We start from the raw sequence: 17312 nt of genomic DNA on the forward strand, positions 1-17312 counted from the left end.
GCGACAACGTCACGGTATCGGTCGAGCTGATCGTTCCGATCGCGATGGAAGAAAAGCTGCGCTTCGCCATCCGCGAAGGCGGCCGCACCGTCGGCGCCGGTATCGTCGCGAGCATCGTTGAGTAACTAACGGCTGGGCCACCTGGCCCAAGGAAAGGATAGGGACGCCGATCTCGGTGTCCCTCTCGATCTTTGAAACCGGTGGCCCGCTAACGTAACTGAAGGTAAGTCGTGTCCCTAAGCGGTGACACGCGGATAACAGACACAAGGATAAAGTCGAATGAACGGCCAGAATATCCGCATCCGCCTGAAGGCGTTCGATCACCGGATTCTCGATGCCTCCACGCGCGAGATCGTATCGACGGCTAAGCGCACCGGTGCAAGCGTCCGGGGCCCCGTTCCGCTTCCGACCCGCATCGAGAAGTTTACGGTCAACCGGTCCCCGCACATCGACAAGAAGAGCCGCGAACAGTTCGAGATGCGCACGCATAAGCGCCTTCTCGATATCGTTGACCCGACCCCGCAGACGGTAGACGCGCTGATGAAGCTCGATCTCGCCGCCGGTGTCGATGTTGAGATCAAGCTCTGAGACCTCGGGTCTTCGGGCTGAGTGAGAAGGATTGAACCGATGCGTTCAGGTGTGATTGCACAGAAGGTGGGAATGACCCGCGTCTATAACGACGCCGGCGAGCATGTCCCGGTAACGGTACTGCGTATGGAAGGCTGCCAGGTCGTGGCCACGCGCACTGTCGAAAAGAATGGCTATACCGCAGTTCAGCTCGGTGCCGGCCAGGCGAAGGTGAAGAACACGTCGAAGGCGATGCGTGGCAACTTTGCCATCGCCAACGTCGAGCCGAAGGCCAAGCTGACGGAATTCCGCGTGTCGGAAGATCAGCTGCTCGAGATCGGCACTGAGATCAAGGCGGGTCACTTTGCAGCCGGTCAGCTCGTCGACGTGACGGGCACGACGATCGGTAAGGGTTTTGCCGGCGCCATGAAGCGCCATGGTTTCGGCGGTCTGCGTGCCACGCACGGTGTGTCGGTGTCTCACCGTTCGCACGGTTCGACCGGCTCGCGCCAGGATCCGGGCAAGGTTTTCAAGAACAAGAAGATGGCTGGTCACATGGGCCAGACGCGCGTCACGACGCAGAACCTGGAAGTAGTTTCGACCGACGAAGATCGTGGTCTGATCCTGATCAAGGGTGCTGTTCCTGGTTCCAAGGGCGCTTGGATCATCGTGCGCGACGCCGTCAAGTCGGCCGCGAAGTAAGGGAGCCAGATTAATGGAATTCAACGTCAAGACCCTCGAGGGAAAAGACGCCGGGAAGGTTTCCCTTTCGGACGCGATTTTCGGCCTCGAGCCCCGCGAAGACATTCTCGCCCGCGTCATCCGCTGGCAGCTTGCCAAGAAGCAGCAGGGCACGCACAAGGCTAAGGGCCGCGCGGAAGTTTCGCGCACCGGCGCCAAGATGTACAAGCAGAAGGGTACGGGCCGCGCCCGCCACCATTCGGCTCGCGCTCCGCAGTTCCGCGGCGGCGGCAAGGCTCACGGCCCGGTTGTCCGCAGCCACGAGCACGATCTTCCGAAGAAGGTTCGCGCACTCGGCCTTCGTCACGCCCTTTCGGCCAAGATCAAGGCCGATGACGTCATCGTCATCGACAACCTGGTTGCCGCTGAAGCCAAGACCAAGTCGCTCGCGTCCGTTTTCGAGACGCTCGGCCTGACCAACGCCCTCTTCATCGGCGGCGCAGAGCTTGATGGCAACTTCAAGCTTGCAGCACAGAACATCCCGAACATCGATGTTCTGCCAATTCAGGGCATCAACGTTTACGACATCGTGCGCCGCGGCAAGCTCGTGCTTTCCAAGGCTGCGGTTGAAGCGCTAGAGGAGCGATTCAAGTGACCGATCTTCGCCACTACGATGTGATCGTCTCTCCGGCGATCACCGAAAAGTCCACGCTGGTATCCGAAAACAACCAGGTTGTTTTCAATGTCGCCAAGCAGGCGACGAAGCCGGAAATCAAGGCTGCGGTCGAGGCGCTGTTCGGCGTCAAGGTCACGGCTGTCAACACTCTGCTGCGCAAGGGCAAGACCAAGCGGTTCCGCGGTTTCGTCGGCAAGCAGAAGGACGTGAAGAAGGCTGTTGTGACGCTGGCTGAAGGCCAGACGATCGACGTCTCCACCGGTCTCTGAGGTATAAGAAAATGGCATTGAAAACTTTCAATCCGATCACCCCGAGCCAGCGCCAGCTGGTCATCGTCGACCGCTCGGCCCTCTACAAGGGCAAGCCGGTCAAGGCGCTGACGGAAGGTCTGACCAAGAGCGGCGGTCGTAACAACCTCGGCCGCATCACCGCCCGCTTCATCGGCGGTGGTCACAAGCGCACCTATCGTCTGATCGACTTCAAGCGTCGCAAGTTCGACGTCGAAGGCACGGTCGAGCGTATCGAATACGATCCGAACCGCACGGCTTTCATCGCGCTGGTGAACTATGCTGACGGCGAGAAGGCTTATATCCTCGCTCCCCAGCGTCTCGCTGCCGGTGACAAGGTTATCGCTTCCGAGAAGGCTGTCGACGTCAAGCCCGGCAACACCATGCCGCTGCAGTACATCCCGGTCGGCTCCATCATCCACAACGTGGAAATGAAGCCGGGCAAGGGTGGTCAGATCGCTCGCTCGGCCGGTGGCTACGCACAGCTCGTCGGCCGCGACCAGGGCATGGCGATCCTTCGCCTGAACTCCGGTGAACAGCGTCTCGTTCATGGCTCTTGCCTTGCTTCGATCGGCGCCGTCTCCAACCCTGATCACGCCAACATCAACGACGGCAAGGCCGGTCGTACCGTTTGGCGCGGCAAGCGTCCGCATAACCGCGGTGTCGTCATGAACCCGGTCGACCATCCGCACGGCGGTGGTGAAGGCCGCACCTCCGGTGGTCGCCATCCGGTGACACCGTGGGGCAAGCCGACTAAGGGCAAGCGCACCCGGTCGAACAAGTCGACCGACAAGATGATCATGCGCTCGCGTCATCAGCGTAAGAAGTAAGAGAGGAAGTCTCCAATGGCTCGTTCAGTATGGAAAGGTCCGTTCGTTGACGGCTATCTTCTCAAGAAGGCTGAGAAGGTTCGTGAAGGCGGTCGTAGTGAAGTGATCAAGATCTGGAGCCGTCGCTCCACGATCCTGCCGCAGTTCGTCGGTCTCACCTTCGGCGTCTACAACGGCAGCAAGCATATCCCGGTCAGCGTCAATGAAGACATGGTCGGCCACAAATTCGGTGAATTCTCTCCGACCCGCACCTACTACGGTCACGGCGCGGACAAGAAGGCGAAGAGGAAGTAACAATGGGCAAGGCAAAAGCCGAACGCCGGCTGAAGGACAACGAGGCGCAAGCAGTCGCCCGCACGCTCCGCGTCAGCCCCCAGAAGCTCAACCTGGTTGCTGCGGCTATCCGCGGCAAGAAGGTCGAGCGCGCACTCGCTGAGCTGGAGTTCTCCCGCAAGCGCATCGCAGGCGCCGTCAAGAAGACGCTCGAATCTGCGATCGCCAACGCCGAGAACAACCACGATCTCGACGTCGACTCGCTGGTTGTCGCCGAGGCCTATGTCGGCAAGTCGATCGTCATGAAGCGTTTCCACGCTCGTGGCCGCGGTCGCGCGTCGCGCATCGAAAAGCCCTTCGCGCACCTGACGATCGTCGTTCGTGAAGTGCAGGCAGCAGAGGAGGCCGCATAATGGGTCAGAAAATCAATCCAATCGGTTTCCGTCTCGGAATCAACCGTACCTGGGATAGCCGCTGGTTTGCGGACAATGCCGAGTACGGCCAGCTGCTGCACGAAGACCTGAAGATGCGCAAGTTCGTCATGAGCGAACTGAAGCAGGCCGGGATCTCCAAGGTGGTCATCGAGCGTCCGCACAAGAAGTGCCGCGTCACGATCCACTCGGCACGTCCGGGCCTGATCATCGGCCGCAAGGGCGCAGACATCGACAAGCTCCGCAAGAAGCTGTCGGAGATGACGAATTCGGAAACGCACCTCAACATCGTCGAAGTGCGCAAGCCCGAAGTCGATGCGACGCTGGTCGCTCAGTCGATCGCCCAGCAGCTCGAGCGTCGCGTGGCTTTCCGCCGCGCCATGAAGCGCGCCGTTCAGTCGGCGATGCGTCTTGGCGCAGAAGGCATCAAGATCACCTGCGCCGGCCGTCTCGGCGGTGCTGAAATCGCCCGTACGGAATGGTACCGCGAAGGTCGTGTGCCGTTGCACACGCTGCGCGCCGACATCGACTACGGCACGGCTGAAGCAGAAACCGCATTCGGCATCTGCGGCATCAAGGTCTGGATCTTCAAGGGCGAAATCCTTGAGCATGATCCGATGGCTTCCGAGCGCCGCGCGATGGAAGGTGACGCCCAGGGTCCGGCAAGCCGTGATCGTGACCGCGACAGAGACCGTCGCCGCGACAACGCTTGATAGCGCGCGTGGCAGAGAAGTTCGGAGAATAAGAAAATGTTGCAGCCAAAGCGTACCAAGTACCGCAAGCAGTTCAAGGGCCGCATCAAGGGCGTCGCCAAGGGCGGTTCTGACCTGGCATTCGGCGAATTCGGCCTGAAGGCACAGGAACCCAACCGCGTCAACGCGCGCGAGATCGAAGCGGCCCGCCGCGCGATCACGCGTTATATGAAGCGCGCCGGCCGTGTATGGATCCGCGTGTTCCCGGACGTCCCGGTGACCAAAAAGCCGACCGAAGTCCGTATGGGTAAGGGTAAGGGCTCCGTTGAATACTGGGCATGCAAGGTCAAGCCCGGCCGTATGATGTTCGAGATCGACGGTGTCAGCGAAGAAATCGCCCGTGAGGCGCTTCGCCTCGGCTCTGCCAAGCTCTCGGTCAAGACGCGCTTCGTTCAGCGCATTGCAGAGTAAGGGATTGAGCTCATGAAAGCCTCAGACGTTCGCGCATTCAGCGCTGACCAACTCAAGGACGAGCTTGCCAAGCTGAAGAAGGAGCAGTTCAACCTGCGCTTTCAGAAGGCGACCGGCCAGCTCGAAAAGTCCTCGCGCATCAACGAAGTCCGCAAGGACATCGCCCGCGTGAAAACCATTGCCCGCCAGAAGGCGGCAGAAGTTAAGGCCTAAAGGAAGAAAAATATGCCGAAGCGCATCCTGCAGGGCGTCGTCGTTGGCGACAAGAACGAGAAGACGGTAGTGGTTCGTGTCGAGCGTCGTTTCGCTCACCCGCTGCTCCAGAAGACCGTTCGTCGTTCCAAGAAGTACAAGGCCCACGACGAGAACAACCAGTACAAGATCGGCGATACCGTATCCATCGAGGAATGCGCACCGATCTCCAAGGACAAGCGCTGGACGGTCATTTCCGCCCAGGGCAAGTAACAGAATTTTGCGCGAGGCCTTGCGTCTCGCCGAAATATCTGTATGAAGCAGCGTCAGAACGCTCGAATGCCGGGCGTTCTTTTGCTTTGAGCGCACGGAAGGTCCCGTTCGGGAAACCACCCTGGCACGATCGACCCCGCGCTATTCAGCTATTGCCGCGTCTGTGCTGCCTCACGGCAGCTCGGCCGGCGAAAATTTTCATAAGCCGGAGTAGGGGGCTAGCCCAACCATTCCGGTAAACCAAGAAGGCGACCTGATATGATTCAGATGCAAACAAACCTCGACGTCGCGGATAATTCCGGCGCACGTCGTGTCATGTGCATCAAGGTGCTGGGCGGCTCGAAGCGCAAGTATGCCTCGATCGGCGACGTCATCGTCGTTTCGATCAAGGAAGCGATCCCGCGCGGCCGTGTGAAGAAGGGTGACGTGATGAAGGCGGTTGTCGTTCGCACCGCCAAGGACATCCGCCGTGCAGATGGCTCCGTCATCCGCTTCGACACCAACGCAGCAGTCCTCATCGACAACAAGAAAGAGCCGATCGGCACCCGTATCTTCGGACCGGTTCCGCGTGAACTTCGCGCCAAGAACCACATGAAGATCATCTCGCTGGCTCCCGAAGTACTGTAAGGAGCGAAGCGATGCAGAAGATTCGTAAGGGCGACAAGGTCGTCATGCTCGCTGGCAAGGACAAGGGCCGTACCGGCGAAGTTGTCCAGGTCATGCCGAAGGAAGATCGTGCCGTTGTTCGTGGCGTCAACGTCGTCAAGCGCCACCAGCGCCAGACGCAGACCCAGGAAGCCGGCATCATCAACAAGGAAGCCCCGGTTCACCTGTCCAACATTGCAATCATCGACAAGGACGGCAAGCCCACCCGCGTCGGTTTCAAGGTTGTTGACGGCAAGAAGGTCCGTGTGGCCAAGCGTTCTGGAGAAGTGATCGATGGCTGAGGCAAAATATGAGCCGCGGCTCAAGAAGGAATATGTCGAGCGCATCCGCAAGGCGTTGCAGGAGCAGTTTTCCTACGCCAACGAGATGATGATTCCGAAGCTCGACAAGATCGTGATCAACATGGGTGTCGGCGAAGCGACCGCTGACTCGAAGAAGCCGACGGTAGCTGCCGCCGACCTCGCAGCGATCGCCGGCCAGAAGCCGGTCATCACCCGCGCACGCAACTCTATCGCAGGCTTCAAGGTCCGCGAACAGATGCCGATCGGCGCGAAGGTTACCCTGCGCGGCGCCCGCATGTACGAGTTCATGGACCGTCTCGTGAACATCGCGCTCCCGCGCGTTCGCGACTTCCGCGGCCTGAACCCGAAAAGCTTTGACGGCCGTGGCAACTTCGCCATGGGCATCAAGGAGCACATTGTGTTCCCTGAGATCAACTACGACAAGGTTGATCAGATGTGGGGCATGGACATCATCGTTTGCACGACGGCGACGACCGACGACGAAGCACGGGCTCTTCTGAAAGAGTTCAGCTTCCCGTTCCGTCAATAACCGTAACGACGAGCGTAGAAAAGGAACCTGACATGGCGAAGACAAGCGCAGTTGAAAAGAACAAGCGCCGCCGTACTACGGTCGCTAACCAGGCCGCTAAGCGGGCTGGGTTGAAGGCGATCATCATGAACCAGGCTCTTCCGATCGAAGAGCGGTTCAAGGCCTCGATCAAGCTGGCATCCCTGCCGCGCGATGGATCGAAGACCCGTATTCGCAACCGTTGCGAAGTTTCGGGGCGTCCGCGCGCATATTACCGCAAACTGCGCATGTCGCGTATTGCGCTGCGTGAACTCGGCAATCTCGGCAAGGTGCCGGGTATCGTCAAGTCGAGCTGGTAAGGAGCAGGTTACATGACAATGACTGATCCGTTGGGCGATATGCTCACTCGCATCCGTAACGGCGCTTCCCGCCGCAAGTCGTCGGTCTCGACGCCTGCTTCGAAGCTCCGTGCACGTGTTCTCGATGTTCTGCAGTCCGAAGGCTACATCCGTGGCTACTCCGTTGTCGATTTCGGCAATGGCAAGTCGGAACTCAGCATCGAGCTGAAATATTATGAAGGCGCATCGGTGATCCGTGAGATCGGCCGTGTGTCCAAGCCGGGCCGCCGGGTTTATGTCTCGGTCAAGTCCATTCCGCAGGTCGCGAACGGTCTCGGCATCACCATCCTTTCGACTCCGAAGGGTGTGATGGCTGATCACCAGGCTCGCGAACAGAACGTTGGTGGCGAGGTTCTTTGCTCGGTCTTCTAAGATCGGGCAGGGATCTCCATAGCGAACAGACAGGATTGAAACATGTCTCGTATCGGTAAAAAGCCCGTTCAGGTGCCTGCTGGGATCACGGCTACGGTCGATGGCCAGAAGGTGACTGCAAAGGGCCCGAAGGGCGAGCTGTTTTTCGTTGCTAACGACGAAATCAGCCTCAAGCTTGAAAATAACGCCGTCGTCGTGACGCCGGTAAACCAGACCAAGGATGCGCGCGCAAAGTGGGGCATGTCCCGCACGATGATCGAAGGCATCTTCAAGGGCGTCAAGGACGGTTTCGAGCGCAAGCTTGAGATCAACGGCGTTGGTTACCGCGCCGCCATGCAGGGCAAGAACCTGCAGCTGGCCCTCGGTTTCAGCCACGACGTGATCTACGAGCCGCCGGTCGGTATCTCGATCGTTGTTCCGAAGCCGACGGAAATCGTCGTCAGCGGCATCAACAAGCAGCAGGTCGGTCAGGTTGCTGCCGAAATCCGCGAATATCGCGGTCCTGAGCCCTACAAGGGTAAGGGCGTCAAGTACGCTGACGAGCGGATCGTCCGCAAAGAAGGCAAGAAGAAGTAAGGATCACGCGAAATGGCTAGCAGGAAAGAAGCACTTGAACGTCGTGCCAACCGCGTGCGCCGTCATCTCAAGTCGGTGGCCAACGGCCGTCCGCGCCTGTCGGTTCATCGCTCCTCGAAGAACATCTACGCCCAGGTCATCGATGACGTGGCCGGCAAGACGCTTGCGTCTGCCTCCACCCTCGAGAAGGATCTGCGCGGTTCTCTGAAGACCGGTGCCGATACCGCCGCCGCTACCGTTGTGGGCAAGCTCCTCGCAGAGCGCGCCTCCAAGGCCGGTGTTACGGAAGTCGTGTTCGACCGTGGCGCCTTCATCTATCACGGCCGCATCAAGGCTCTCGCCGAAGCGGCCCGCGAAGGCGGTCTCACCTTCTGATCAGTTTCCGGCCGGACGCCTCAGGCGCCGGCCGGATTTTCGCCGGACCGCAGGCGCTCTCCGAAAGGGGAGGCTGATGCGGTCCACATTTGTTTGCCGATTGCACCCGGAAAAGAAAAAGGAAGAGGACAATGGCACAGGAAAGAAGGCCGCAGCGGGACGACCGCCAGAGCCGCGAAGAGCGCGATAGCGAATTCGTCGACAAGCTTGTCGCGATCAACCGCGTCGCCAAGGTCGTCAAGGGCGGCCGTCGTTTTGGTTTCGCAGCACTCGTCGTCGTTGGCGACCAGAAGGGCCGCGTCGGCTTCGGCCACGGCAAGGCACGTGAAGTGCCGGAAGCCATCCGCAAGGCAACCGAAGCCGCCAAGCGCGAACTGATCTTCGTACCGCTGCGCGACGGCCGTACGCTGCATCACGACGTTCATGGCCGCCACGGCGCCGGCAAGGTTCTGCTGCGCTCGGCCAAGGTTGGTACCGGCATCATCGCCGGTGGTCCGATGCGCGCCGTATTCGAGACGCTCGGCATGCATGACGTCGTCGCCAAGTCGACCGGTTCGTCGAACCCCTATAACATGGTTCGCGCCACCTTCGACGCTCTGAAGCACCAGGTTCACCCGAAGGACATCGCAGCTCAGCGCGGCATCAAGTATGCAACGCTGCAGGCTCGTCGTGGCGCCTCCGGCAACGCCTCTGAAGAATAAGAGGAGTTTGACAGATGGCCAAGGCTACTAAGAAGGCTGAAGCGAAGACTGTCACGATCGAACAGATCGGCAGCCCGATCCGCCGTCCGGATGTCCAGCAGCGCACGCTGATCGGTCTCGGACTGAACAAGATGCACCGTCGCCGCACGCTGGAGGATACCCCTTCCGTTCGTGGCATGATCCGTGCTGTCCAGCATCTCGTTCGCGTCGTCGACGAGAAGTGAGACGGAGGAAACGCTCATGAAACTCAATGAAATCAAGGACAATGAAGGCTCGACCCACAGCCGCAAGCGCCTCGGCCGCGGTATCGGCTCGGGCTCGGGCAAGACTGGTGGTCGCGGCGTGAAGGGTCAGAAGTCCCGTTCGGGCGTCGCCATCAATGGCTTCGAAGGCGGCCAGATGCCGATCTATCGTCGCCTGCCGAAGCGCGGCTTCAACAACATTTTCGCTTCCGATTTTGTTGTCGTGTCGCTGGCCCGTATCCAGACGGCGATCGACGCCGGCAAGCTCGATGCCAAGACGACCGTCGACGCAGCTGCCCTCAAGGCTGCGGGTGTCATCCGCCGCGTCAAGGACGGCGTTCGCGTTCTCGCCGACGGCGAGATCAAGGCCAAGATCACTATCGTCGTTGCAGGCGCCTCCAAGCCTGCCGTCGAGAAGATCGAAAAGGCCGGCGGCACCGTGACGCTGCTTTCGGCTCCCGCTGCAGCCGAATAATAATCTGATGATATGTCGCCCGGGGTGCTTCACACCGGGCGATTTTGCTCCCATATGTGGGCCTCACAAAAACTTGGCTGGCGCACCCGCGTCATGCCGGTAAGACTCGAAAACAAGGGTGAGGCAAGGGGTTGCGCCGCAATCCGTCCTGAGCCCGGTTTTGAATAATTTCATACTGATTCCGGGTCCGGTCTGTCCCCCAGAGACGCCGGAATTGGTAGCGCGGAGAAACGCATGGCTTCTGCAGCGGAACAATTGGCATCCAACCTCAATTTTTCGACCTTCGCCAAAGCCGAGGATTTGAAGAAGCGCTTGTGGTTCACACTGGCAGCTCTCCTCGTCTATCGACTCGGCACGCATATTCCGCTTCCGGGTCTCAATCCCGAAGCCTATGCCCAGGCATTCCGCGGCCAGGCAGGCGGCATTCTCGGCCTTTTCAATATGTTCTCGGGCGGCGCTGTTCAGCGCATGGCGATCTTCGCGCTCGGCATCATGCCCTATATCTCCGCTTCGATCATCGTGCAGCTCATGACCTCGGTCGTGCCGGCGCTCGAAAACCTCAAGAAGGAAGGCGAGCAGGGCCGTAAGATCATCAACCAGTATACCCGCTATGGTACCGTCATCCTCGGTGCGCTGCAGGCCTATGGCATTGCCGCCGGCCTTGAAAGCGGCCAGGGCCTCGTCGTCGAGCCGGGCTGGTTCTTCCGTGTTTCCACCGTTCTGACGCTGCTCGGCGGCACGATGTTCCTGATGTGGCTCGGCGAGCAGATCACCTCGCGCGGCATCGGCAACGGCATCTCGCTGATCATTTTCGCCGGCATCGCCGCCGGCCTTCCGACTGCCCTTGCCGGCACGCTCGAACTCGGCCGCACCGGGGCGCTGTCGACTTTCCTCATCCTGCTCGTCATCATCGTCGCGATCGCCGTCATCGGCATCATCGTCTTCGTCGAGCGCGCCCAGCGCCGGCTGCTGATTCAGTATCCGAAGCGTCAGGTTGGCAATCGGATGTTCCAGGGCGATACTTCGCACCTGCCGCTGAAGCTGAACACATCAGGTGTCATTCCGGCGATCTTTGCGTCGTCGCTGCTGCTGCTGCCGGCAACGGTCGCCGGTTTCGCCAACACCTCGGCAATGCCCTCCTGGGTGACATCGATCGTCGCGGCTCTCGGCCACGGTCAACCGCTCTATATGGCGCTGTACGGCGCGCTGATCGCCTTCTTCGCCTTCTTCTATACGGCCATCGTCTTCAATCCGAAGGACACGGCCGACAATCTGAAGAAGCATGGCGGCTTCATTCCCGGCATCCGTCCGGGCGAACGCACCGCCGAATATATTGACTACGTGCTGACCCGCATCACGGTGATCGGCGCGCTCTATCTCGTCTTCGTCTGCATCCTGCCGGAGATCTTGGTGTCGCAAACCGGCATTCCATTAGCCCTTGGTGGGACTTCGCTTTTGATCGTGGTTAGCGTAACTCTTGATACGGTTGCACAGATCCAGGGTCACCTGATCGCGCAGCAATACGAAGGCCTGATCAAGAAATCGAAGTTGCGTGGAGGAAAGAGGGGGCGATGAGACTTATCCTTTTGGGGCCGCCGGGCGCGGGTAAGGGAACCCAGGCCCAGCGGATCGTGGAAAAGCACGGCATTCCGCAGCTTTCCACGGGGGACATGCTGCGTGCAGCGGTCAACGCCGGCACGGATGTCGGCAAGCGCGCGAAGGCGGTCATGGACGCCGGCAAGCTCGTCTCGGATGAGATCGTCATTGCCATCGTTTCCGAGCGTATCGATCAACCAGATTGCGCCAACGGCTTCATTCTCGACGGCTTCCCCAGGACGCTCGTCCAGGCTGATGCCACCGAGGCGATGCTGAAGGCAAAGGGTCTCGGCCTCTCCGTCGTCATTGAATTCCGTGTCGATGATGATGAGTTGATCCGACGTGTTGCCGGTCGCTACTCCTGTGCACAGTGTGGCAGCGTCTATCACGATACCGACAAGGTTCCGGCTGCTGAGGGTGTGTGCGACAAGTGCGGTTCGACGCACTTCAAGCGCCGTCCTGATGACACTCCGGAGACCATGACGGCTCGGCTGCAGGTCTACTACAAGGAAACCTCGCCGCTGATCGGCTATTACCATGCCAAGGGCAAACTCAAGTCCGTGGACGGCATGGCGGAGATCGATCAGGTGACGGTCGAGGTCGAAAGCATTCTTTCCAAGCTTTAAGGCTTTGAAAATAAACTTGGCGGAACGGTTGCTTTTCAGCAGTGATTCCGCTAAACACCGCGCCAACTCGCGACATTCCATGCGATCGGCGCGGATTTCCCAGGGAAGTCCGGGTGCGGTCGTTTTGACATGTTACGGACGTAAATCTGAACGGGCGGTTCTCAAGAGCCGCATAACGAAGCCCACTTGCCGGATGGCAACTGGAATGCAAGGAGAACAGGCGTGGCACGTATCGCTGGCGTCAACATCCCGACTGCGAAGCGCGTTGTTATCGCGCTGACCTACATTCACGGGATCGGTCCGAAATTCGCACAGGAAATCGTCGCAAAGGTCGGTATCCCGGCCGAACGTCGTGTGCATCAGCTGACGGACGCAGAAGTCCTTCAGATCCGCGAAGCCATCGACCGCGACTATCAGGTCGAAGGCGATCTTCGTCGCGATACCGCGATGAACATCAAGCGCCTGATGGACCTCGGCTGCTACCGCGGCCTGCGTCATCGCCGCGGGCTTCCGGTCCGTGGTCAGCGCACGCACACCAATGCCCGCACCCGCAAGGGCCCGGCAAAGGCAATCGCTGGCAAGAAGAAGTAATTTCCGGGAAACCGGGGTAGGGAGGCTGGCGGTCTGCGCCGGCCTCTTTTGAGTTTGGAGCGGGACCATATAGGCGCCGTTCCGGTGTAGCCGCTGGCATTACGGCGGTGAAGAGATCAACGAAAGGAATACCATGGCTAAGGAAGCCGTCCGCGTTCGCCGTCGCGAGCGCAAGAATATCTCGTCGGGTGTCGCTCACGTCAACTCGACCTTCAACAACACGATGATCACCATCACCGATGCGCAGGGCAATGCGATCGCCTGGTCGTCGGCTGGCGCCAAGGGCTTCAAGGGCTCGCGCAAGTCGACCCCGTTCGCTGCCCAGATCGCTGCCGAAGACTGCGCCAAGAAGGCCCAGGAGCACGGTATGAAGTCGCTGGAAGTCGAAGTCTGCGGTCCGGGTTCGGGTCGTGAATCGGCTCTGCGCGCGCTCCAGGCTGCAGGTTTCATGATCACGTCCATCCGCGACGTGACCCCGATCCCGCACAATGGCTGCCGTCCGCGCAAGAAGCGCCGCGTCTGATCATCGCTCTCGTCACCGGTGAGCGCTTGCGCACTTCCGGTGGTTTTCAAGCTCGGTTGCCACGATTGGATGGTGGCAACGAACGGAAGGCAAACTCATGATTCAGAAGAACTGGCAGGAACTGATCAAGCCGAACAAGGTGGAGTTCTCCTCGAGCTCGCGCACCAGGGCGACGCTTGTTGCCGAGCCGCTGGAGCGCGGCTTCGGCCTCACCCTCGGCAACGCGCTTCGCCGCGTTCTGCTCTCCTCGCTGCGCGGTGCTGCCGTCACGGCGGTGCAGATCGATGGCGTACTGCATGAATTCTCCTCGATTCCGGGCGTCCGCGAAGACGTGACGGACATCGTGCTCAACATCAAGGAAATCGCCATCAAGATGGATGGCGACGATGCAAAGCGCATGGTCGTGCGTAAGCAGGGCCCGGGCGTTGTCACGGCTGGCGACATTCAGACGGTCGGCGATATCGAGATCCTCAACCCCGAGCATGTCATCTGCACGCTCGACGAGGGTGCCGAGATCCGCATGGAATTCACCGTCAACAACGGCAAGGGCTACGTTCCGGCCGAACGCAATCGTGCGGAAGATGCTCCGATCGGTCTCATCCCGGTCGACAGCCTCTATTCGCCGGTCAAGAAGGTGTCCTACAAGGTTGAAAATACCCGCGAAGGACAGGTTCTCGACTACGACAAGCTGAACATGACCATCGAAACCGATGGCTCGATCACCGGCGAAGACGCCGTCGCTTTTGCGGCGCGCATCCTCCAGGATCAGCTTGGCGTCTTCGTCAACTTCGACGAGCCGCAGAAGGAAACCGAAGAGGAAGCAGTCACCGAACTCGCTTTCAACCCGGCTCTCCTGAAGAAGGTGGACGAACTCGAACTGTCGGTCCGTTCGGCAAACTGCCTGAAGAACGACAACATCGTCTACATCGGCGACCTCATTCAGAAGACCGAAGCAGAAATGCTCCGCACGCCGAATTTTGGTCGCAAGTCGCTGAACGAAATCAAGGAAGTTCTCGCTTCCATGGGCCTGCACCTCGGCATGGAAGTGCCGGCATGGCCGCCCGAGAACATCGAAGATCTCGCCAAGCGTTACGAAGATCAATACTGAGAAAACAAAAGGCAGGCTCTTTCGGCTGCCTTTCCCCGTCAAACAGCAGGCCGATCGCCTGCATGTGCCAGGAAACGGCAGGCCCACTTAGCGTAAGGGCACCTGCATTAAAGGAGAATAGCAATGCGCCATGGTAAAGCCGGCCGCAAGCTGAATAGAACTGCAAGCCACCGCAAGGCGATGTTCGCCAACATGGCGGCTTCGCTGATTACCCACGAGCAGATCGTCACGACCCTGCCGAAGGCCAAGGAAATCCGTCCGATCGTCGAGAAGCTCGTCACGCTCGGCAAGCGCGGCGACCTGCACGCTCGCCGTCAGGCGATCTCGCAGATCCGCGATGCCGCTGTCGTCTCGAAGCTGTTCGACACGATCGCAACGCGCTACGCCACCCGCAATGGCGGCTACCTGCGCATCATGAAGGCCGGCTTCCGCCAGGGCGACAATGCCGCCATGGCCGTGATCGAATTCGTTGACCGCGATGCCTATGCCAAGGGCGCAGCCGACAAGGCCCGCGTCGCCGCTGAAGAGCAGGCCGTCGCCGCTTAATCTTCCGCTCCGGCGGAAACAAAACAGCCGGGCTGCAAAGCCCGGCTGTTTTTGTTTCCGATATGGTGACGGGACCGGCTCCATTGCGCAAAATCATTCAGGTTCGCTCTCCGCAGTTCCTCCGTCTGGTCGCCCTGTTTCTTGTCATCGTTCTCGGGCTGGTGCTCCGCAGGTTTGGCTATGCAGCCGATCTGCCCTTCATCGTCGTCAAATATGGCGGATCGGCACTCTGGGGAGCGATGGTCTATCTGCTTGTGGCGCTCTTTGTCACAAAGTCACGGCCGGCAGCAATCGCTATCACGGCGCTGTTCATAGCAATCTCAGTGGAATTGTTCCGGCTCTATCAACGCCCTGGCTCGACGCGTTTCGGCTGACCACGGCCGGCGCCCTGCTGCTTGGGCGCGTGTTTTCGCTTTGGAACATGCTGGCCTATGCAATCGGCATAGCTGGGGCCTGCGCCTTCGATCCGGCACGCCGGACTGCGTTGCGTCCTCGCTAGAGCGCCGCGCGTCTTTTCAGACGCGCTAAGGACGCTCTATCACTTTGAATCTGCGCATAATCCTTTCCGAAAATCGATTCCGATTTTCGGGGTTATGCGCCAAACCTGCCGTCTCACGAGGCCGACGCCATTGCGCGATTGCGCGTCCGCCCTTTGCCCTTCTGCCTATTGCGTGCGATCGGCCGGTAGGAGCGATAGAGGATGAGCGCGATGATCAGCCCGACATAGATATATTGCTCGAGGTCGAGGATCTTGGTCGAGAGCGCGAAGTGCAACGCCCCGCAGGCGGCGATGATGTAGACGAGGCGGTGCAGCCAGATCCAGTTCTTGCCGAGGCGGCGGATCGAGAGATTGTTGGATGTCACCGCCAGCGGAATGAGCATCGCAAGCCCGGCCATGCCGAACATGATGAAGGGGCGCTTCAGCACGTCGTTGATGACGGCGGAAATATCCATCGCCTGGTCGAGGACCATGTAGACGGTGAAATGCATCAGCGCGTAATAGAAGGTCAGCAGGCCAAGCGCGCGGCGATAGCGCAGATAGTTCCAGCCGAAGAGCTCACGGGCAGGGGAAACGGCTAGTGTTGCGATCAGGAAACGGATCGTCCAGAGCCCAAGGAAACGCTCGAAGGTCTTGACCGGATCGGCGCCGAGCTGATCGGTTGCGCCGAGATAGAACGTCCAGGCCGCAGGCAAGAGCCCAACGACATAAAGCAGCCAGACGGAGGCGGGTTGCCAGCGCTTCGGGATGGCGAGCGACAGTTCCGCCATCAGAAATTCGCCTTCAGGTCCATGCCGGCATAAAGGCTTGCCACTTCGTCGGCATAGCCGTTGAAGGGCAGGGTGGGATGGCGGCTCGCGCCGAAGAAGCCGCTCTCGCCGATGCGCCGTTCGCTGGCCTGGCTCCAGCGCGGATGGTCGACCTCAGGGTTGACGTTGGCGTAGAAGCCATACTCCTGCGAATTGGTGACCTGCCAGGTATTCTTCGGCTGCTGGTCGGTGAGCGTGATCCTGACGATCGACTTGATGCCCTTGAAGCCGTACTTCCACGGCACGACGAGGCGGATCGGCGTGCCGTTCTGGTTCGGCAGCGTTTCGCCATAGAGCCCGACGGCCAGCAGCGTCAGCGGATGGCGCGCCTCATCCAGGCGCAGACCCTCGACATAGGGCCAGTCGAGCGACTGGAAGAAGCCCTTCTGCCCAGGCATCTCGTCCGGCCGCACGACGGTTTCGAAGGCGACGTATTTGGCGCTGCCCAGCGGCTCGACCTTGTCGAGCAGCGATGCCAGCGGAAAGCCGTCCCAGGGGATAACCATCGACCAGGCCTCGACGCAGCGCATGCGATAGGTGCGCTCCTCGATCGGGAATTCCTTCATGAGCGCCTCGAGGTCGAAGGTGCCTGGCTTGTTGACCATACCGTCGACCTTGATCGTCCAGGGCAGCGGCTTGAAATCGCCGGAAAGAGCTGCGGGATCGCCCTTGTCGAGGCCGAACTCATAGAAATTATTGTAGGTCGTGACGTCCTTGATCGGCGTCGCCTTCTCGTCGACCTTGTACTTGCTCTCAACGGCAGAGAGGGCCGCAGCGCTTGCCCTGCCAGCGCCATAGAGCGCCATGGCGCCAAGCGCTGCCGCGCCCAGGAATTCACGGCGGCGCACATAGATCTGGCGCGGCGTGATCTCCGACGACGCGATCTTCGGTGGGCGATAGCTTGGCATGTCGAAACCTCCTCGGCGGATATCCTGAAATATAGCCCTTAAACGAACCGCCGGCATGTCTATATTGCTGCATAATTCCTAATCAGAATCGATTTAGGAATTATGCAGCAATTCAAAG

Annotated in this window: 29 protein-coding genes and 2 pseudogenes; 29 read left to right on the forward strand and 2 right to left on the reverse strand. The window is 59.9% G+C overall.

All coding sequences use genetic code 11. From position 1 onward, the window contains the following. From tuf to HFO99_RS16895, 29 genes and pseudogenes are all read left to right on the forward strand, one after another. Positions 1–125, forward strand: a pseudogene (tuf, locus tag HFO99_RS16755) (elongation factor Tu); the annotation flags it as partial. Positions 126–279: 154 nt separating this feature from the next. After that, complete coding sequence (rpsJ, locus tag HFO99_RS16760) at positions 280–588, forward strand: 30S ribosomal protein S10 (RefSeq protein WP_003547547.1); 309 nt, start codon at positions 280–282, stop codon at positions 586–588. Positions 589–627: 39 nt separating this feature from the next. Further along, positions 628–1269: a 50S ribosomal protein L3 gene (gene rplC / locus HFO99_RS16765; RefSeq protein ID WP_018067989.1), complete on the forward strand. Its 642-nt coding sequence runs from the start codon at positions 628–630 to the stop codon at positions 1267–1269. A 13-nt stretch (positions 1270–1282) separates the two neighbouring features. Beyond that, positions 1283–1903 (forward strand): 50S ribosomal protein L4, encoded by a 621-nt coding sequence (rplD, locus tag HFO99_RS16770; RefSeq protein ID WP_003547549.1) that lies wholly within the window; start codon positions 1283–1285, stop codon positions 1901–1903. Continuing rightward, entirely contained in the window at positions 1900–2193 is a 294-nt protein-coding gene (locus HFO99_RS16775; protein ID WP_003547550.1) for a 50S ribosomal protein L23, read from the forward strand. Before rplD ends, HFO99_RS16775 begins: the two co-directional genes overlap by 4 nt. Positions 2194–2204: 11 nt before the next feature. Further along, a complete protein-coding gene (gene rplB, locus HFO99_RS16780; RefSeq protein ID WP_028741365.1) occupies positions 2205–3041 on the forward strand; it encodes a 50S ribosomal protein L2 in 837 nt (278 codons plus the stop codon). 15 nt (positions 3042–3056) lie between these two features. Next, complete coding sequence (gene rpsS, locus HFO99_RS16785) at positions 3057–3335, forward strand: 30S ribosomal protein S19 (protein ID WP_003547552.1); 279 nt, start codon at positions 3057–3059, stop codon at positions 3333–3335. Positions 3336–3337: 2 nt separating this feature from the next. Then, positions 3338–3727 (forward strand): 50S ribosomal protein L22, encoded by a 390-nt coding sequence (gene rplV, locus HFO99_RS16790; RefSeq protein ID WP_003547553.1) that lies wholly within the window; start codon positions 3338–3340, stop codon positions 3725–3727. Then, complete coding sequence (gene rpsC, locus HFO99_RS16795; protein ID WP_003547554.1) at positions 3727–4458, forward strand: 30S ribosomal protein S3; 732 nt, start codon at positions 3727–3729, stop codon at positions 4456–4458. The genes rplV and rpsC overlap by 1 nt, the downstream gene beginning before the upstream one ends. 36 nt (positions 4459–4494) lie before the next feature. Next, complete coding sequence (gene rplP, locus HFO99_RS16800; protein WP_003547555.1) at positions 4495–4908, forward strand: 50S ribosomal protein L16; 414 nt, start codon at positions 4495–4497, stop codon at positions 4906–4908. Between the two features lie 12 nt (positions 4909–4920). Beyond that, positions 4921–5121 carry a 50S ribosomal protein L29 gene (gene rpmC / locus HFO99_RS16805; protein ID WP_018241642.1) on the forward strand — a complete coding sequence of 67 codons (201 nt, stop codon included), beginning with the start codon at positions 4921–4923 and terminating at the stop codon, positions 5119–5121. A 12-nt stretch (positions 5122–5133) separates the two neighbouring features. Beyond that, on the forward strand, positions 5134–5373 hold the full coding sequence (gene rpsQ, locus HFO99_RS16810) for a 30S ribosomal protein S17 (protein WP_003547557.1): 240 nt from the start codon (positions 5134–5136) through the stop codon (positions 5371–5373). A 258-nt stretch (positions 5374–5631) separates the two neighbouring features. After that, positions 5632–6000, forward strand: coding sequence for a 50S ribosomal protein L14 (gene rplN / locus HFO99_RS16815; protein WP_003547558.1), 369 nt, complete (start codon positions 5632–5634; stop codon positions 5998–6000). A gap of 11 nt (positions 6001–6011) precedes the next feature. Beyond that, positions 6012–6320 (forward strand): 50S ribosomal protein L24, encoded by a 309-nt coding sequence (gene rplX / locus HFO99_RS16820; protein ID WP_222362329.1) that lies wholly within the window; start codon positions 6012–6014, stop codon positions 6318–6320. Further along, positions 6313–6870, forward strand: a complete 558-nt coding sequence (gene rplE / locus HFO99_RS16825; protein WP_003547560.1) for a 50S ribosomal protein L5 — start codon at positions 6313–6315, stop codon at positions 6868–6870. The genes rplX and rplE overlap by 8 nt, the downstream gene beginning before the upstream one ends. 32 nt (positions 6871–6902) lie before the next feature. After that, positions 6903–7208 carry a 30S ribosomal protein S14 gene (gene rpsN, locus HFO99_RS16830; protein ID WP_003547561.1) on the forward strand — a complete coding sequence of 102 codons (306 nt, stop codon included), beginning with the start codon at positions 6903–6905 and terminating at the stop codon, positions 7206–7208. 12 nt (positions 7209–7220) lie between these two features. Beyond that, entirely contained in the window at positions 7221–7619 is a 399-nt protein-coding gene (gene rpsH, locus HFO99_RS16835) for a 30S ribosomal protein S8 (RefSeq protein WP_003547562.1), read from the forward strand. Between the two features lie 42 nt (positions 7620–7661). Then, the gene (gene rplF, locus HFO99_RS16840) at positions 7662–8195 is read left to right on the forward strand and encodes a 50S ribosomal protein L6 (protein WP_017963907.1); all 534 of its coding nucleotides are present in this window, start codon (positions 7662–7664) and stop codon (positions 8193–8195) included. 12 nt (positions 8196–8207) lie between these two features. Further along, positions 8208–8570 (forward strand): 50S ribosomal protein L18, encoded by a 363-nt coding sequence (gene rplR / locus HFO99_RS16845; protein WP_222362331.1) that lies wholly within the window; start codon positions 8208–8210, stop codon positions 8568–8570. Between the two features lie 131 nt (positions 8571–8701). After that, positions 8702–9271, forward strand: coding sequence for a 30S ribosomal protein S5 (rpsE, locus tag HFO99_RS16850; RefSeq protein WP_017963908.1), 570 nt, complete (start codon positions 8702–8704; stop codon positions 9269–9271). A gap of 14 nt (positions 9272–9285) precedes the next feature. After that, positions 9286–9495 carry a 50S ribosomal protein L30 gene (rpmD, locus tag HFO99_RS16855; RefSeq protein WP_003547566.1) on the forward strand — a complete coding sequence of 70 codons (210 nt, stop codon included), beginning with the start codon at positions 9286–9288 and terminating at the stop codon, positions 9493–9495. Between the two features lie 16 nt (positions 9496–9511). After that, complete coding sequence (gene rplO / locus HFO99_RS16860; RefSeq protein WP_003547567.1) at positions 9512–9988, forward strand: 50S ribosomal protein L15; 477 nt, start codon at positions 9512–9514, stop codon at positions 9986–9988. A gap of 234 nt (positions 9989–10222) precedes the next feature. Further along, entirely contained in the window at positions 10223–11563 is a 1341-nt protein-coding gene (gene secY, locus HFO99_RS16865; RefSeq protein WP_003558551.1) for a preprotein translocase subunit SecY, read from the forward strand. After that, complete coding sequence (locus tag HFO99_RS16870) at positions 11560–12210, forward strand: adenylate kinase (RefSeq protein WP_222333061.1); 651 nt, start codon at positions 11560–11562, stop codon at positions 12208–12210. The genes secY and HFO99_RS16870 overlap by 4 nt, the downstream gene beginning before the upstream one ends. Before the next feature lie 222 nt (positions 12211–12432). Then, positions 12433–12801 (forward strand): 30S ribosomal protein S13, encoded by a 369-nt coding sequence (gene rpsM / locus HFO99_RS16875; protein ID WP_011651425.1) that lies wholly within the window; start codon positions 12433–12435, stop codon positions 12799–12801. A gap of 133 nt (positions 12802–12934) precedes the next feature. Then, on the forward strand, positions 12935–13324 hold the full coding sequence (gene rpsK / locus HFO99_RS16880) for a 30S ribosomal protein S11 (RefSeq protein ID WP_003547577.1): 390 nt from the start codon (positions 12935–12937) through the stop codon (positions 13322–13324). Positions 13325–13421: 97 nt separating this feature from the next. Continuing rightward, the gene (locus HFO99_RS16885; RefSeq protein WP_003547579.1) at positions 13422–14432 is read left to right on the forward strand and encodes a DNA-directed RNA polymerase subunit alpha; all 1011 of its coding nucleotides are present in this window, start codon (positions 13422–13424) and stop codon (positions 14430–14432) included. 123 nt (positions 14433–14555) lie between these two features. Beyond that, positions 14556–14978, forward strand: coding sequence for a 50S ribosomal protein L17 (rplQ, locus tag HFO99_RS16890; RefSeq protein ID WP_003558556.1), 423 nt, complete (start codon positions 14556–14558; stop codon positions 14976–14978). Between the two features lie 83 nt (positions 14979–15061). Further along, positions 15062–15477, forward strand: a pseudogene (locus HFO99_RS16895) (DUF2809 domain-containing protein). A 113-nt stretch (positions 15478–15590) separates the two neighbouring features. On the opposite strand, the gene msrQ reads toward HFO99_RS16895, so the two are convergent. Continuing rightward, the gene (msrQ, locus tag HFO99_RS16900; protein WP_170282802.1) at positions 15591–16247 is read right to left on the reverse strand and encodes a protein-methionine-sulfoxide reductase heme-binding subunit MsrQ; all 657 of its coding nucleotides are present in this window, start codon (positions 16245–16247) and stop codon (positions 15591–15593) included. Then, the gene (gene msrP, locus HFO99_RS16905) at positions 16247–17194 is read right to left on the reverse strand and encodes a protein-methionine-sulfoxide reductase catalytic subunit MsrP (RefSeq protein WP_222362333.1); all 948 of its coding nucleotides are present in this window, start codon (positions 17192–17194) and stop codon (positions 16247–16249) included. Before msrP ends, msrQ begins: the two co-directional genes overlap by 1 nt. Positions 17195–17312: the final 118 nt, after the last annotated feature.

This window comes from Rhizobium leguminosarum, from assembly GCF_019798305.1.
In the GTDB taxonomy this organism is placed as follows: domain Bacteria; phylum Pseudomonadota; class Alphaproteobacteria; order Rhizobiales; family Rhizobiaceae; genus Rhizobium; species Rhizobium leguminosarum_U.

What these genes read in the sequence shown, in the direction of transcription:
- secY (WP_003558551.1), top strand. Translation starts at nt 10,223, where the DNA reads ATGGCTTCTGCAGCGGAACAATTGGCATCCAACCTCAATTTTTCGACC.
- rpmC (WP_018241642.1), top strand. Translation starts at nt 4,921, where the DNA reads ATGAAAGCCTCAGACGTTCGCGCATTCAGCGCTGACCAACTCAAGGAC.
- rpsK (WP_003547577.1), top strand. Translation starts at nt 12,935, where the DNA reads ATGGCTAAGGAAGCCGTCCGCGTTCGCCGTCGCGAGCGCAAGAATATC.
- rpsH (WP_003547562.1), top strand. Translation starts at nt 7,221, where the DNA reads ATGACAATGACTGATCCGTTGGGCGATATGCTCACTCGCATCCGTAAC.
- rpsC (WP_003547554.1), top strand. Translation starts at nt 3,727, where the DNA reads ATGGGTCAGAAAATCAATCCAATCGGTTTCCGTCTCGGAATCAACCGT.
- msrQ (WP_170282802.1), bottom strand. Translation starts at nt 16,247, where the DNA reads ATGGCGGAACTGTCGCTCGCCATCCCGAAGCGCTGGCAACCCGCCTCC.
- rplR (WP_222362331.1), top strand. Translation starts at nt 8,208, where the DNA reads ATGGCTAGCAGGAAAGAAGCACTTGAACGTCGTGCCAACCGCGTGCGC.
- rplV (WP_003547553.1), top strand. Translation starts at nt 3,338, where the DNA reads ATGGGCAAGGCAAAAGCCGAACGCCGGCTGAAGGACAACGAGGCGCAA.
- rplE (WP_003547560.1), top strand. Translation starts at nt 6,313, where the DNA reads ATGGCTGAGGCAAAATATGAGCCGCGGCTCAAGAAGGAATATGTCGAG.
- rplC (WP_018067989.1), top strand. Translation starts at nt 628, where the DNA reads ATGCGTTCAGGTGTGATTGCACAGAAGGTGGGAATGACCCGCGTCTAT.
- rplB (WP_028741365.1), top strand. Translation starts at nt 2,205, where the DNA reads ATGGCATTGAAAACTTTCAATCCGATCACCCCGAGCCAGCGCCAGCTG.
- rpsJ (WP_003547547.1), top strand. Translation starts at nt 280, where the DNA reads ATGAACGGCCAGAATATCCGCATCCGCCTGAAGGCGTTCGATCACCGG.
- rpmD (WP_003547566.1), top strand. Translation starts at nt 9,286, where the DNA reads ATGGCCAAGGCTACTAAGAAGGCTGAAGCGAAGACTGTCACGATCGAA.
- rpsE (WP_017963908.1), top strand. Translation starts at nt 8,702, where the DNA reads ATGGCACAGGAAAGAAGGCCGCAGCGGGACGACCGCCAGAGCCGCGAA.
- HFO99_RS16885 (WP_003547579.1), top strand. Translation starts at nt 13,422, where the DNA reads ATGATTCAGAAGAACTGGCAGGAACTGATCAAGCCGAACAAGGTGGAG.
- rplP (WP_003547555.1), top strand. Translation starts at nt 4,495, where the DNA reads ATGTTGCAGCCAAAGCGTACCAAGTACCGCAAGCAGTTCAAGGGCCGC.
- rplF (WP_017963907.1), top strand. Translation starts at nt 7,662, where the DNA reads ATGTCTCGTATCGGTAAAAAGCCCGTTCAGGTGCCTGCTGGGATCACG.
- rplX (WP_222362329.1), top strand. Translation starts at nt 6,012, where the DNA reads ATGCAGAAGATTCGTAAGGGCGACAAGGTCGTCATGCTCGCTGGCAAG.
- rpsQ (WP_003547557.1), top strand. Translation starts at nt 5,134, where the DNA reads ATGCCGAAGCGCATCCTGCAGGGCGTCGTCGTTGGCGACAAGAACGAG.
- rpsN (WP_003547561.1), top strand. Translation starts at nt 6,903, where the DNA reads ATGGCGAAGACAAGCGCAGTTGAAAAGAACAAGCGCCGCCGTACTACG.
- rplN (WP_003547558.1), top strand. Translation starts at nt 5,632, where the DNA reads ATGATTCAGATGCAAACAAACCTCGACGTCGCGGATAATTCCGGCGCA.
- rplD (WP_003547549.1), top strand. Translation starts at nt 1,283, where the DNA reads ATGGAATTCAACGTCAAGACCCTCGAGGGAAAAGACGCCGGGAAGGTT.
- rplQ (WP_003558556.1), top strand. Translation starts at nt 14,556, where the DNA reads ATGCGCCATGGTAAAGCCGGCCGCAAGCTGAATAGAACTGCAAGCCAC.
- msrP (WP_222362333.1), bottom strand. Translation starts at nt 17,194, where the DNA reads ATGCCAAGCTATCGCCCACCGAAGATCGCGTCGTCGGAGATCACGCCG.
- rpsS (WP_003547552.1), top strand. Translation starts at nt 3,057, where the DNA reads ATGGCTCGTTCAGTATGGAAAGGTCCGTTCGTTGACGGCTATCTTCTC.
- HFO99_RS16870 (WP_222333061.1), top strand. Translation starts at nt 11,560, where the DNA reads ATGAGACTTATCCTTTTGGGGCCGCCGGGCGCGGGTAAGGGAACCCAG.
- rplO (WP_003547567.1), top strand. Translation starts at nt 9,512, where the DNA reads ATGAAACTCAATGAAATCAAGGACAATGAAGGCTCGACCCACAGCCGC.